General features: G+C 28.2%; 16 protein-coding genes. 8 read left to right on the top strand and 8 right to left on the bottom strand.

Translation table 11 applies throughout. The annotated features are described in order from the left end of the window. From J4403_02600 to J4403_02585, 4 genes are all read left to right on the top strand, one after another. Positions 1 to 480 (top strand): J domain-containing protein (locus J4403_02600; GenBank protein MBS3167072.1); only part of this gene is annotated, 480 nt, incomplete at its 5' end. A gap of 99 nt (positions 481 to 579) precedes the next feature. After that, the gene (locus tag J4403_02595; protein MBS3167071.1) at positions 580 to 1,203 is read left to right on the top strand and encodes an HAD hydrolase-like protein; all 624 of its coding nucleotides are present in this window, start codon (positions 580 to 582) and stop codon (positions 1,201 to 1,203) included. An 88-nt stretch (positions 1,204 to 1,291) separates the two neighbouring features. After that, on the top strand, positions 1,292 to 2,134 hold the full coding sequence (locus tag J4403_02590) for a Bro-N domain-containing protein (GenBank protein MBS3167070.1): 843 nt from the start codon (positions 1,292 to 1,294) through the stop codon (positions 2,132 to 2,134). A 12-nt stretch (positions 2,135 to 2,146) separates the two neighbouring features. Further along, the gene (locus J4403_02585) at positions 2,147 to 2,512 is read left to right on the top strand and encodes a hypothetical protein (protein ID MBS3167069.1); all 366 of its coding nucleotides are present in this window, start codon (positions 2,147 to 2,149) and stop codon (positions 2,510 to 2,512) included. Between the two features lie 39 nt (positions 2,513 to 2,551). Here J4403_02585 and J4403_02580 read toward each other — a convergent pair whose 3' ends face one another. From J4403_02580 to J4403_02550, 7 genes are all read right to left on the bottom strand, one after another. Next, the gene (locus tag J4403_02580) at positions 2,552 to 3,142 is read right to left on the bottom strand and encodes a nucleotidyltransferase domain-containing protein (protein MBS3167068.1); all 591 of its coding nucleotides are present in this window, start codon (positions 3,140 to 3,142) and stop codon (positions 2,552 to 2,554) included. Then, entirely contained in the window at positions 3,114 to 3,437 is a 324-nt protein-coding gene (locus J4403_02575) for a hypothetical protein (protein ID MBS3167067.1), read from the bottom strand. The genes J4403_02580 and J4403_02575 overlap by 29 nt, the downstream gene beginning before the upstream one ends. 308 nt (positions 3,438 to 3,745) lie before the next feature. Then, positions 3,746 to 4,147: a hypothetical protein gene (locus J4403_02570; protein ID MBS3167066.1), complete on the bottom strand. Its 402-nt coding sequence runs from the start codon at positions 4,145 to 4,147 to the stop codon at positions 3,746 to 3,748. 42 nt (positions 4,148 to 4,189) lie between these two features. Further along, positions 4,190 to 5,344 carry a hypothetical protein gene (locus J4403_02565; protein ID MBS3167065.1) on the bottom strand — a complete coding sequence of 385 codons (1,155 nt, stop codon included), beginning with the start codon at positions 5,342 to 5,344 and terminating at the stop codon, positions 4,190 to 4,192. 53 nt (positions 5,345 to 5,397) lie between these two features. Continuing rightward, complete coding sequence (gene map, locus J4403_02560; protein ID MBS3167064.1) at positions 5,398 to 6,279, bottom strand: type II methionyl aminopeptidase; 882 nt, start codon at positions 6,277 to 6,279, stop codon at positions 5,398 to 5,400. Continuing rightward, positions 6,279 to 8,699: a ribonuclease H-like domain-containing protein gene (locus J4403_02555; GenBank protein MBS3167063.1), complete on the bottom strand. Its 2,421-nt coding sequence runs from the start codon at positions 8,697 to 8,699 to the stop codon at positions 6,279 to 6,281. The genes map and J4403_02555 overlap by 1 nt, the downstream gene beginning before the upstream one ends. Before the next feature lie 52 nt (positions 8,700 to 8,751). Then, complete coding sequence (locus tag J4403_02550; protein MBS3167062.1) at positions 8,752 to 9,408, bottom strand: PD-(D/E)XK nuclease family protein; 657 nt, start codon at positions 9,406 to 9,408, stop codon at positions 8,752 to 8,754. An 81-nt stretch (positions 9,409 to 9,489) separates the two neighbouring features. On the opposite strand from J4403_02550, the gene fen reads away from it, so the two are divergent. Continuing rightward, positions 9,490 to 10,518, top strand: coding sequence for a flap endonuclease-1 (gene fen / locus J4403_02545; protein ID MBS3167061.1), 1,029 nt, complete (start codon positions 9,490 to 9,492; stop codon positions 10,516 to 10,518). A 2-nt stretch (positions 10,519 to 10,520) separates the two neighbouring features. Here fen and J4403_02540 read toward each other — a convergent pair whose 3' ends face one another. Continuing rightward, positions 10,521 to 12,074, bottom strand: a complete 1,554-nt coding sequence (locus J4403_02540) for a hypothetical protein (protein MBS3167060.1) — start codon at positions 12,072 to 12,074, stop codon at positions 10,521 to 10,523. 43 nt (positions 12,075 to 12,117) lie between these two features. Between J4403_02540 and J4403_02535 the strand changes: the two genes are divergently transcribed. Genes J4403_02535 through J4403_02525 form a run of 3 tightly spaced genes read left to right on the top strand, consistent with a single transcriptional unit; the run spans position 12,118 to position 14,094 of the window. Then, the gene (locus J4403_02535) at positions 12,118 to 12,909 is read left to right on the top strand and encodes a class I SAM-dependent methyltransferase family protein (protein MBS3167059.1); all 792 of its coding nucleotides are present in this window, start codon (positions 12,118 to 12,120) and stop codon (positions 12,907 to 12,909) included. 28 nt (positions 12,910 to 12,937) lie between these two features. After that, complete coding sequence (locus J4403_02530; protein ID MBS3167058.1) at positions 12,938 to 13,651, top strand: DUF2391 family protein; 714 nt, start codon at positions 12,938 to 12,940, stop codon at positions 13,649 to 13,651. After that, the gene (locus tag J4403_02525; protein MBS3167057.1) at positions 13,648 to 14,094 is read left to right on the top strand and encodes a hypothetical protein; all 447 of its coding nucleotides are present in this window, start codon (positions 13,648 to 13,650) and stop codon (positions 14,092 to 14,094) included. The genes J4403_02530 and J4403_02525 overlap by 4 nt, the downstream gene beginning before the upstream one ends. Positions 14,095 to 14,096: the final 2 nt, after the last annotated feature.

Here is a 14,096-nt window from a genome sequence, read left to right as displayed (position 1 = left end):
AATAATTTAGAAATTCATAAAGATCTTGCAGAAAAAGAAATTTTTAATTTTTATAGATCTTGGTTTAATCAACATTATCCTCAAAAAGAGTTTAAGGATTTATTGGTTCATCATATAGACAAGGATAAATTTAATTATGATCTATCTAACTTAATTATTATTTCGCCAGAACAACATAAACATTTACATGCAAATATTCAACATAAAAATTGGAATTCAGGTATAAAAGCCTTGCAGTCTTTTAATATAAAATCTCCGCATATACTCGAGCTTGGTGGAGAATCAGAGGATAATCCTTACGCAATTTTAGGATTAAATCCTGGGGCTCCAAAAGACGATATAAAAAGAGCTTATAAGGAATTATGTCAAAAAAACCATCCTGATAAAGTCAATCACTTAGATAAACAATTTATTCTGTTAGCTGAAAGAAGAATGAAAAAGATAATTTGGGCATATGAACAATTAAAAAAAGATTTTTAATAATTTATCTTATTAAAACTTTCCTTCATCCATCAACTCATCCAGTAAGTCATCCTAGGGCCAAAACCCTTTTAAACTCTCTTCTCTTTATTGTTTAATATGAACCCAGTAATTGCAATAGATTTGAATGGTGCTTTATTAAAATCCAGACCTTTTGAAAAAGCACATAAAAACTGGTTTTATGTAATGTCTATTCTATTAAAAGATAAATCTATTATTAAATATTCTAAATTAGATAATTATTTTGATAAAGTAAATGAAATTATGCAAAGATATTTAGGTGATATTAATCCTAAAACTAGAACTACTTTTGCTAGAAATCTATTTTCTATGTTAGCTGTTTCAGAAGTAAAAAAAGAAGATTTAGTTCAAGAGCTTGTAGATTATCTATTACAACTTAAAAAGAAGTATACTTTAGTTTTAATCACTTCTGCTCCAGAATTATCTGTTGAACCTATTTTAGAAAAAATAGGTTGTTCTGAGTTATTTGATATTATTTATAAAAGTCCTTTAAAAGATTATCCAAACAAATTAAGCTTATTTAAACTGTTTATCAAAGAAAAAGGAAAAATAGCGTATTATGTTGGAGCAGGAGATAAAGATATATTAGAGATTAAGAAATTAGGAATTAAGACTATTTCTGTTAATTGGGTTGTTAAGGGTGAGTTTAAAGGGGATTATGATATTAAGAAGGTTGGGGAGTTAAAAGAAATTATAGGCTAAGTTTACATCTAAAATGAATTAACAATAGTTTTTGACATACTGACATGGATGCGTAGCGTTTATAAGTCTAAATGTATTAATTGGTAAAATGGACAAAGATCATGCTTTAGTGGTATTTCAGGATAAGAAAATTAGAAGAATTTGGCATAATGGAGAGTGGTATTTTTCAGTTATTGATATTGTTGAAGCTTTAACAGATAGTATCGATGCTAAAGACTATTGGTATAGATTAAAGAAAAGAGAGCAAGAATCAAGTAATATTGAGTTATCGACATTTTGTCGACAACTGAAACTAATGTCTTCAGATGGTAAATTCTATGAAACTGACTGTGCAAGTACTTCTGGTATATTTAGGATTATACAATCAATTCCTTCTCCAAAGGCAGAACCTTTCAAACTTTGGTTAGCCCAAGTAGGTTATGAGCGGGTTCAAGAAATAGAAAATCCTGAATTAGCTCAAAAAAGGATAAGGGAAATTTACAAAGCAAAAGGATATTCTGATGAATGGATTGAGAAAAGGGTTAGAGGTATTGCAGTAAGAGATGAATTAACAAATGAATGGAAGAATAGAGGTGTTGAAGAGGATAATGGTTTTGCGATTTTAACTGCTGAAATTTCTAAAGCTACTTTTGGAATGACTCCAAAAGAATATCAAGAATTTAAAGGTCTGAAGAAAGAAAATTTAAGATATCATATGGATGATTTAGAATTAATTTTTACAATGCTTGGAGAAAAGGTTTCTACTGAGATTACTAAAAAAGATGATTCTCAAGGTTTCAATAAATGTAAAGATGCTGCACAAAGAGGTGGCAAAGTCGCAGGTAATGCCAGAAAAGAAACTGAGAAAGAATTAGGAAGACCTGTTGTGTCAAAAGATAATTATTTAAAAATACCTGAGAAAGAGAAAAGAAAACAAATCTCAAAAAAATAAATGAGCGCTATTATGGAAGTTTTCAAATTGGAATATAATTGGTATGAAGGAGAACATGAAGCGACTTTGTTAGGTAAGAAGGTAGAAAGGGAAGAATTTGAGAAAGATTTGATTAAATCAAAAGAATTTGCAGAAAAACTTGTTGGAAAAAAGATTAAAGAAGGAGAATATCTTGGTAAGGGATATAGAGTAGAATGCTTACCTGAATATTATGGGCAGGTTATTTGGTTTTTTACGCAAAAGTTAGATTATGTTGAGTTATATTTTGATGAGGATATTTCTTATGATCTAGATAACTTCTCAAATAAAAAGTTACTCGTGACTAGAGTTGAGAAAAAAATAGATAGAATAGATTTAACTATGAATATAGTGATTTAGAATTGTTAGGGCTAAAAAAGTTAAAGTTTAAACTAAAAGTTATTCAATTTTACTAAGTAAATGGGGTTTTGACAACCTTTCAGGTATTAATGAGGGGACATACTTAAATTCTATACCCCAGTGATTAAAAAATTCTTTAGCTAAGGATATTTTGTCTAATGAAACTAATAAGATATTATCTGAAAGTTTAATTGCCTGTAAACTATCTGCCATACCTTTAAATTTTCTTCTTCCATTAAGGGCATAATAGAATTTCGTTTTGTTAGTGTTATTTAATTTTTTAGTATTATAAATAAACATTCCTTTTGATTCAAATCCATATTCTGAAGAGATAGACTTTTTATTAATTAAACTAAATCCTTCAAACAATATTCCTTCTCTGGCTGTAAATGAAGGGTCTAATAATGTTTTTGAGATTATTTCTAAATTTTTAATTTTAGTTTGTTGTTTAAACTCATATTCCAAATCTTTGTCTATTTTTTTGTTAAATAATATTAAAATATCGATATCATTAGGATTTAGCTTACCTTTTAATATAGATCCAAATAGGATAATGTCTTTTATTTCGGTTTTATGTTTTTCATAAAACACTTTACTAAATTTAGTTAATTGAGTAATTTCTGATTTCATTTTCTACAGTCTTTTTTATTCTTATGCAAGTTTCTTTATCTATTATTTTTGAGTAAGTGTCTCTATACGTTGAGAATTCTTTGTCTAAATTAATATAACTTTTTGGGAAGCTTTTTTCTAATAATCTGAATCTTTCTCCATGATCTTTGGGAGATTGACCCACTTTTTCAAGTAAGGTATAATCTTGGATTGCAAACCAGGTTTTAAAATAGAGTATTGTTGCAGAAGTATAATCTTTTTGATTAAAGAGACTATCCGCCGATTTCTTAAAGATTAAGATCTGTTCTTTTGTCATGTTATGGGGTATAACCTAATACAAATATATAAACCTTTTGGTTATAAGGTATAACCTTAGAGAAAACTATGATTCCTGTAGTTAGAAAGGGAAATAAAGGCAATTTTAAATTAATTTTATAAATCTAATAAACTTTAAGAGTAGGATCTGAGGTTGTTTTATAGATTAAATTATGCCAAGAGCTTACTATATTTCAGGTTCTGGATTTGATGTTAGATTAGAATCTAAGCTTAAAGGTGCGATTTACAATATTTTTTAGTTGTTTAGTAAATTGGTTCAAGGCCAAAAGTTGAACTAAAAAAGTAGTTTTATTCTTTAGCAATCCAAGTTTGAATGAATATAATCACAATTGCAATTATACTAACTATACCTTTAATTGCAAAGAATCCAGGTGTATCTATTTTAATTGGGGGGAAACTAAATGCACCTGAAAGAACAGCAATTACACCTATTACTTCAGTTACAACAATTGGAAAGTTTTCTTGATTTAATCCATTTTTCAATGAGATTAATGCACTAAATTTAGTTTCATAGATTAAACCTATTCCAATAATCAATAACCAAATTGACTCAATATAAGGTGTTAGACGATAATTAAAGATGGTTTCTGAAACTATGCCTATAAAACCAAGAATACTTACTAATGATAAAACAATGAAAAATTTATCCTGTGCAATTATATTTTTTTGAGATGATTCAGTATATTTCATATTTTAAGTAAAATAAAACTTATTTATAAATGTGGTGTTTCTCTACTTTTTGAGAAATGATAATTCTTTAAGATAGTATTCTTTTTGAAGTAAGGAATTATAAAAGTCTTCAAATTCTTTATTTTTTAATGCTTTATAGCATCTTGAAATGCTTTCTAGTAAATCGCAATAAAATATTTTATCTTTATAATCCCCTCTTAATCCTGATAGATATTCTGAAACTGCTTTTTCTAAAAATTCTTTTTTATTATCTGAAGTTATGCTTCCTTCAAGAACTTTTCCTCTAAAATTAATTATTTGTTGAGCGTATACACTAGAAGGATATTTATTCAAGAATTCTTTACTTTGATCAAGGAAATAAACTGCTTCTTTTTCATTTAGTTTTTCTTTTGTAAGCCTAGAATAGTCGGTTTTTCTTAGGTTTAGATAGTCTATAAATTCTGGAGGTATTAGCTTTTGTTTTTGAGCAAATTCAATTTTTTTCATTATCTTTTCGTTTTTAAGTTGTGTTTCGAAAAATAATGGTTCTACTTCTATTTTTGAGCATAATTCGGCTATATCCTCATCTAAATTAGTGCGCGCATAGTTACTTACAAAACCTAAAGAAAGATTTTTTTCAGAAGGATAATATTTGTTTACAACTTTACCAAGTAATTTAAACCTTGAGAATATGCTCCTTTCAGGTTTTAAATAGGAGTTATTTCCATTTTCATCTAGACTTAATTCAATCCATTGTTTTTTTAATTCTGGATTTACTTTTCTAACTTTATAAAATTTAGAATGTTTTATTTCATGGTGCCATAGTTTTTCGTTTGCATCCTCTATAAGAAAAATTCTATTTCCTTGATAATGCCCTACATAACCATCTATGAAAAATTCAGTTAATTGTTGAAAAAAAGATTTTTTAAAATAATTTTTATTTACTACTTCAATATATTTTATATCTAATCTGGATTCCAAATTTTCTTTCAGTAAAAGATTATAGATTTTATCAGATCCGATTTTACTTTTTTCTAAATTATATATTTTAAATCCGAACCTTTTTTCAAATGCTTGAGAAGTTTTTGAAGGTCTAAAAAACTCGTGGTAATTTCGTGCTAAGTAATAACTTTGGGTGCCAAGGTGCAAAAGAATTAGGGGTATGCCTATTATTTTAAGAGGCAATTTTGCTTTGTTCCAAATCTTTTTTAAACCCATTTTTAGTCGTATTTAGTGGATTTTAATGGTTTTAAGTTTTATAAATATTTTGGTTAAATTTTTGTAGTTATTATAGGTTTGTCTTTTATAATTACTGTGTGTTCTGCTTGTGAAACTAAGCTTTTGTTAATTTCTATCAATTGAGAATATTCTCTAATTATTCCTAATGATTTCATTTGTGCTAGAGCTAAAGTTACTTTTGGTAGAGGGAATTTTTTTAATAACCATCTTTTTGCAAAGGGTAGAGTTTTATAATTTTCTTCAATATATTTTAGAACATCTCTATTAGCTCTTAGAGGTTTGTGTTCTTCTAAAGAATAAATTGTGCTTAGTTTTCCATCTTTTACTAAACCTGTGCCAGTAGTTGCAAAAGGTTCTATTGCAAATACTTGGTCTTCTTTTAGTAAGGTTTTATCTTGGTTGTTGTAATTAGGAATTACTTGCCCTGAATGTAAAACATGCGTTGTTAATTCATGGCCACTTAGATTTTTTATAGGTTTAAATCCATAATTTTCTATTGTTTCTTGAATTGTTTTTCCTATTTTATTTATTTCTGTTCCGGGTGTGCAAAGTTTTAAAGCTTTATTTAGAGCTTCTTTTGAGGCTTCTATTAAATCTGTATTTTCTTTTGGGCCAATTGTTATTGCGGTGTCTGCAACGCAGCCATTAATATGGACTCCCAAATCTACTTTTATAAGTTGAGCTTCATAAGTTAATTCATCGTTTGGATGAGGAGTATAGTGTGCTGCAATTTCATTACAAGAAAGATTTACTGGAAAAGCAAGATTCCCACCTTTTTTTATTATTTGAGATTCTATTTCTTCTGCAATATCTGAGAATTTCTTTCCTTTTTTAAATAAAGATTTTGATGATTCTAAAACTTCTGCAGCTATTTGTCCTGCTTTTTTATAATCTTTTAATTCTTGCTCTTTCATTAAAAATCACCTAGTGAGCTTTGTTTTTTATCTTTTAAAATATCTTCTTTTGTATATCCTAAAACCATGAATATTTTTTCAACTGCTGGAATAATTTGATTATTAATATAATAATCTTTGCTATAATTTTTACATTCATCTGGTAAACAGACATTATCCCTTATTTTACCTGAGCCTTCTCCAACTATATACCATACAGGTGAGCCTGCGCCTATTCTAAAACCTCTTTCTTTCATTATTTTAGCAATTGCTACATGTGGTCCTATAACTGAATATTCATCTAAATTCATTTTTAATTGAGTTTGAATAACCAAATCTTCTTTGTTTACTTTGTTATTTCTTAAGTCATCAATTACTTTTAAGACATATTTCATTGCTTTTTCTTTTGGCGTACCTTCTAAGATTAATTTTAAAACATCATATTGAGTTTTACGAGCAATTTTACTCCAGTCTCCTCTTACGGTTTCAAATCCCTTGATTTTTATTTCATTTTTTTCTGTTATTAGAGCATATTTCTTTTTTGCACCCTTGAGTTCTCCTTTTTTGTATACAAAAATTCCTCTTTTATAGAAAGATTCTAATTCTAATTCCATTAAATCAGGAAGTTTTTTGTTTGTTTTTTCTATAAATTTTAAGATGTCTTGTCTTGTTTTATTTTCAAGAACAATTGCAACACTATCTGTATCAGAATAAATAACTTTAAATTTTTCTTTTCTTGCATCTTCTATTGTTTGAGTAATATATTCTCTTGCCCAGGCTGTGATTGAAGAAGAACATTCACGACAATACCATCTTGCACCTGCAAAACCCATATAACCATAAGTTGAGTTTGCAATTGTTTTTAGAGCATAACTTCTTGCGTTTAATACAGGAGAAGGTTCTTTTTTTGTTATTTCTTTTAGAGTGTTTCTTCTTTGAATAATATCCCTTAATATTTTAGGTATGAATCCTTCTTTGTTTTTATCAAAGTAATAAACTACACTTCTTCCAGACTCATCCCTAATTTCAGGAGTTTCGTATCCAGGTGGATGAAGTCTTAAAGTGCTAGGAGAGATGTTTTTAGCTATAGTGACTGTCGGATATAAACTTCTAAAATCTAAAAAAACTAGATTTTCGTGTAATCCTGGAAGTGGTTCCATAACTAGAGCACCTTGGTAAGTGTGCATTCTCCTTTCAAAAACAATACTTCTCGGAGGTCTTTTAGGAATAATTTCTTTAAAATCTCTGCAACGTTTCATTAGATAATGCTCTACTAATTGTCCATAAGTCATTCTACTTGTTTCTTGTATTGGAGAACCTATGAGTTTTACTAACTCGTTTATGTTTGGAAGTATTTTTTGAAATATTTCTAGAGTTAAGATTGAATCCATTAAATTATATTCGCAGAATTTTTTAATATCTCCTTTATCCCAGGATTCTGAAAGTTTGTTGATATTAACTTCTACTTTTCCTCTTCCTAAAAGTTCTTTTGCAACTATGTCTAAAGAATATGAATCTAAGTCTAGCGGGACTGACATTGCTCCACTAACAAATTTGTAAACATCTATATGAGAAATTCCTTTTAGTTTTGCAATTGATTCTCCTGTGTTGTTTCTTATTTTAATTCCTTTGTTATCATAACCTATTTTACTTTTTATTTTATATTTTTTCATTCTTTTTTCTATATATGGGAAATCAAAACCATCTGAGAAATAACCTAATAAGTAGTCCGGATTATATTTTAAAATTTCTTCATTTGCTTTTTCTAATAAGGCCATTTCACTATCTACAAATTCAATATAATTCTGTGGATTTTTAAATCTCTTCCAGGTTATAACTTTTTTATAATTATGAGAACCCACTAGGGAGAGCATTATTATAGGTTCTACAGAACCTTTATCTCCACCGAAATCAAAACCATAAACTTCTATGTCTAAAGCTAGAACTCTTGGATTAGGAATTATATCATCACTTACTTGAGTAATTTTTCCAGAGACGCAAATTTCTACATTAAGTTCATGATGATTAATAATGTCTCCATCAACTTCCCATAAAGTTAGAGGTGTTAAATTATTATCAATTAAGTATCTTTTGTATGCAGAAATATCAGTTTCTTTTAAGTCTAAGGTCGGATAATCTTGGCGTATTCTATGTGCAAGAACTGTAATTGCTTTTAAGTTATTTGTGTAAACTCTAAGTGCTTTTGTTTTTTCATCATAATAAGAAACATCTTCAATTAAAGCTTCTGTTACTTTGGATTCATCTTCTTCTAATAAAGAAATTTTCTTTTTTAGTTTTTCTATGTCTTTTCCCAGAGCATAGAATGAAGGTTTGTAATTTTTATCTATAGCACAGACTCTTTTATTATCTAGAGTTTTTCCATAAATTTTTAGATTTTCATCTGATTCTAAATCTAGAGCATAAAATTGAATCTTTACCATAACCCATATAGTGTTAAAGTGATTTATAAAGCTATTGTAGGAATATTGGTGCTTATTTACAAAATTCAGTTATTTTTATAGGTTGTTTTAGAGAAATATCTTCTGGTTTAAAAGCATAACAATGATTTTGATCAAAATAAGCGCATCTAAAATTTTCTAAGGGAATTCCTGTTCTTTTACTTAACATTAAAGCATAGAAATAAATTTGGGTTGAAGCAAATTTTTCTTTTTCTGCATTGGGTTTATAATCAAATACCCAAATTTTATCGTCTTCAATTCTTAGTAAATCAATATGTCCTGTTAAGGGTTTTTCAGAGTTGAATAATTCTTGATAACATTCTAATTCTGTTGGTGAAAGCCAGATTGGGATTTCAACAGCAATAGTTTTAAAGTCATTTTCTAACATAAAAACTTGAACTTTAGAATGTGAAGTTTTGTAACGTTTTGCATTTTCTTCAAGACCAAATTTTGTTAATGAGCCTGTTTCGTGATTAGAAATATATTTTTGATTTAGATTTTCTAAATTAAATTTTAAAGTGCTGCTTCTTGGGCCTTCATTAAAATAATTATTTGGACAGTTTTTGAGCATATCATAAAGATAATCTTTCAGTTTCGGATAATTCTGACATAAATTAGCAATTTTTAAATTATGTAATCTGTAGAAATACCTTCCACCTTTATGATCTAGAGCTGTATGTGAAATCACCATCTTTTCGAGATTTTTAAGTTTTAGAGGTATATAAAGACTTTGGTGGTAAATTATATAAAGTTAAAGTTGTTGAATTTAGTTATGGGTGTTGCAATAACTGATTTACTTAAAAAAGAAGTGTTAAGTTTTGAAGAGCTGGGTGGAAAAAAGGTTGCAATCGATTCTTCTAATGTTATTTATCAGTTTCTTAGTTCTATAAGGCAAAGAGATGGAACTCTATTACAAGATAGTCAAGGAAGAGTGACTTCACATTTGCAGGGTTTACTGACAAGGACTACTAATTTGATGAAGAAGAATGTTAAGTTGGTGTTTGTTTTTGATGGTAAGAGTCCTGAGCTTAAGAAGAGTGAGAGGAAGTATAGAGATGATAAGAAGAAGGAAGCTGAGAAGATGTTTGAGTTAGCAAAAGAAGAAGGTAATGAGGAGTTGATGTATAAATATTCAAGGCAGTCTATTCGAATGAGTCAAGAGATTATTGATGAGTCCAAGGAATTTATCAAAGCTTTAGGTATACCAATTGTTCAAGCACTTTATGAAGCAGAAGCTCAAGCTGCAGCATTATGTAAAGAAGGGATGGTTGATTATGTTGGTTCGCAAGATGCAGATGCTTTGGTTTTTGGTTCTCCTAATTTGTTAAGAAATTTAACTTTAGCACAGAAAAGAAAAACTTCTTCAGGAGCGTATATTTCTATTAATCCTGAGTTGATTAAATTAGAGGATACTTTGGAAAGTTTAGGAATTGATTATTCGCAGTTTATTTCTTTAGCTATTTTAGTTGGGACTGATTTTAATCAAGGTGGAGTAAAAGGTGTTGGTCCAAAGAATGCTTTGAAAATTGTTAAAGAATACAAGAAACCAGAAAAGATTTTTGAAGCTGTGAAAGTTGATTTTGATTGGAAAGAAGTTTATGAATTATTTGAAAAGATGAAAGTTGAGAAAAATGTTAAATTAGATTGGAAAGAAATTGATAGAGACAGGATTATTAAATTATTAGTTGATGAGCATGAGTTTAGTTTAGAAAGAGTTGAAAGTGGGTTAAATTTTGATGATGTGAAGAAGTCTAAAATTAAAATTGATAATAAAAATCAGAGTTTAGGTAAGTGGTTCTAGGATTATTTTGAGTAAGGGCTGGTCCAAAATGGGCTTCTTTCAGAATTATCTTTTTTAGATGAAGGTGTAACTTTTCCTTCCTTCCGTTTGAAGCTGCTTTTACTTTTTTTTTGATTAATATTAAATGCTTCTATCAATTTGGACATTTCTTGTTCTCCTTTTTGTATAACGCTTATCAAAAGGTTTTCTGAATCTTTAAGGCTTTTTAGGTTAGTTGATAGACTTTCAAAGTTTTTTCTTTTTTCATCAAGTAATCTTAAAACATTTGAAAGATACTTAATTGTTTGTACAGATTCTTCTGTTGTTAATGGTCTATTTTCTTGTAGGGTACTATTTATTATAGTTTCTACACCATTTATTTGACCAACTGCAACTCTATTATAAGTTTTTATAAAAATAACTGCATTTCTCAATACTTTTCTGTTGTTTCCTAAGTTTATATTAATATTATTAACTGCATTGTCTAAATTTTTCTTATATTCATTTAGAATGCTATTAGATAAATCATTTTTTATTTTTTTGATAGCTTCTTGAGTTTTTTCAAATTGATTTTGTGTAGCTAGGGTTTTTTTCTGAGCAGAATCTTCCAATATACCAATTTCTTTTGTTAACTCGTCTATTCTTTTAACGGTTTTAGGATCTGAAATATACACTTTTAGATAAGTTATTTTTTGTCTTAAAAGATTTATAATTTCAGCTCTTCTTTGGGGAGCAATAGCTGTATTTACAAGTTGAGGTAAAATATTTTTAAGACTATTAATAAAATTAGTTATATTTTGTTCTTCTTTAGCTGTTTGTGCATCGAAATTATTAAGTTCTTTAGAAATTCCATCAATCAAATCTCGTTCTTCTACAAATTGATTAACTGCTTTTGCTCCGCTGTAAATTGCTTTTGCAGCTCCTTGGGCTATATTTCCTGCATTTACAGTTACTTCCCCACCGGGAACAATTAGTTTGATTAAATAATATAACATTGCGAATATTAAGAATATTAAATAATATCCGGCAATAGCCTTCATTGCAGCACCTATTTCAGAAGTTAATATTTTCCCAATAAGAATTATTGCAACTGCAGAAATTAATAGTTTAACAAAATAATTAAATCTTGTTTTTTCTTTCATCCATTTAGTTATAGCAAATGCATGAAGTGCAATTAATAATAAAGATGTAGCAATCATAAAAATATCTTTATAGACTAATAAAACACTTTCAGGTATAAAGATAACACTAAGAATAGCTGTTATTATTGAAATGATCCATGCTGGTTTGCTTGAACCTGTTTCTCCGTAATTCTCATTCTTTTTAAGTACTTGTTTAAATACTGCATAATATAAAATAGTTAAAACTACTGCTAGGCTTAATTTTAAGATTGTAGTGGGATTATCTCCTAAGACTGTAAAGAAAGCATCAAATATTCCAGTTATGCCTTGTAAACCTGATTTGAATGTTCCTGAAATGAATGAGGAATCAAATTCTCCAGCAGCATAAACCTTTAGAGAACTTAAAAATAGAAATAAAACTGATAAAAATCCACTTCTATAACATTTGAGCTTCATTAAGGTAATATTTATAAAGCTCTATATTTAAAGTTTTCTGTGTATGAAACGTTTAAACAAGAAAAAAGGACATCTTTCTTATGATATTATGGGCGATATTATTATTTTAAATAATAAAATTTCTAAGAAAGAAGCAGAAGCTCTTTTAAAAGAAAGAAAAAATGCAAAAACTATTTTATATAAAACTAAGATGCATTCTGGAAAGTATAGAACTAGAAAATTGAGTGTAATTACTGGTGTGAAAAATAAAACTGCATTGTATAAAGAAAATGGATGTTTGTTTAAATTAAATGTTGAGACTTGTTACTTTTCTTCAAGATTATCTAACGAAAGACTAAGAATAGCAAAACAGGTTAAACATGGGGAAAAAATTTTAGTCATGTTTTCTGGCGTTTCTCCTTATTCTATTGTAATTGCAAAGAATTCTAAAGCTAATGAGATAGTTGGTATTGAGTGGAATCCTAAAGCACATGAGTTTGCTTTAGAGAATATTAAATTAAACAAAGTTCAAGATAGAGTTGAAGCTTATTGCGGAGATGTAAGAAAAGTTGTAATTAAACTAAAGAAAAAATTTGATAGGATAATTATGCCTTTACCAAGAGATGCAGATGATTTTTTGGATGTTGCTTTAAAAGTTTTGAATAAAAAAGGAATCATCCATTTTTATGATTTTGAAAAAGAAGAGGATATATCTAGTAAGGCTATAGAAAAAATAAAGAAATATTGCGAACCTAAAATATTAAATGTTATAAAAACTGGAAAATATTCTCCAAGGAAATATCGGATTTGTGTTGATTTTTGTGTGAAAAAACTCAATAAAAAGAAAAAAGTTTAAATATTTACAAATAAGAAAGAGGTTTAGTATGAAAAAGAGGTCTGTAAAGAGAGGTGTTAGAGTTAGTTCTAAGAAGAAGATTCAGCCTCAAAAGCAAACTACTAAAAGTTTATTGAGTAGACTGTTTAAAACTGAGGAAAAGTTACTTCAAGAAGAGAAAAATATAGAGAAAAGAGAAGATGAGATACTTAAATTAGAGAAAAGAGAATTAAAAAATCTTTCTTTAGAAAAAAAAGAAGAACAGAAAATAGAAAATTTTGAGAAACAAGAAATAGATGAATTAAAAAAATTAGAGGAAATTGAAAAGAAAATAAAGAAAGATGTTGGTCCTCACCCTTTAAAGAAAGTAAGCAAAAGGGATTTTATAAAAAGCTTGATTGGTGCTTTTGGTGGTGTTACAGTACACTATACTTTTACATATGGTGTTGAAATTGCTGAGCATCTGAATGCTATGAGGGCTCATTTATTATATTTACTTGCATTAATAATTGCAGTTATCTTTATTTATACTGCAGGGTTTAGACAAGTAACAGAACGCAAGTTTTTGTTATTTATTCCATTTAGAATGTTAATAATCTATTTTACTGCTGTGTTAGTAAGTATGATTACTTTAATATTATTCTATCCTCACTTTGGGGAATTAACTTTCGTTGAAAAATATATACAAGTTGCAACAGTTACATTACCTGCAGTAGTGGGTGCCTGTGTTGCTGATCTTGTTGGAAAGGAGGGTGCAGAGTGAATAAAAAACTATCTATGATTACTTTGACTGAAATGGGTATATTGAGGATAATAAGTCGCCCAGAACTAAATAAACATTTAGATAGTATTTACTTGAATATTAATATTATTAATTCTGGTACTATGGATTTGGTCGAGAAAGCAAATATTGAAATACAAAATAGTTTTGATAAATTAAATTTATATCTTGAAACTTTTAGAATAATTCTCTATAAAAATTTAGCTAGAGTTAAGGAAAATAAGGCTATTCTAATTAAATTTAAAATTTATTCTGAAGTTGAAAAGTATTTATGGGCTCAAATAGCTATAGTCAAAGATATGCATAATCTTTTAGAACAGGCTGTTGTGAAGATGATGGATAACCGTAGCCAACTCAGTAACAAAATTAGTCTTTTTAAGACTGATGCAACTATTCTTATAGAAATGTTGAAAAAAGTTGATTAGGT

The sequence above is a fragment of the Candidatus Woesearchaeota archaeon genome (genome assembly GCA_018302225.1).
Lineage (GTDB): Archaea > Nanobdellota > Nanobdellia > SCGC-AAA011-G17 > JAGVZY01 > JAGVZY01.
This window is presented reverse-complemented; position numbering and strand designations above follow the sequence as displayed.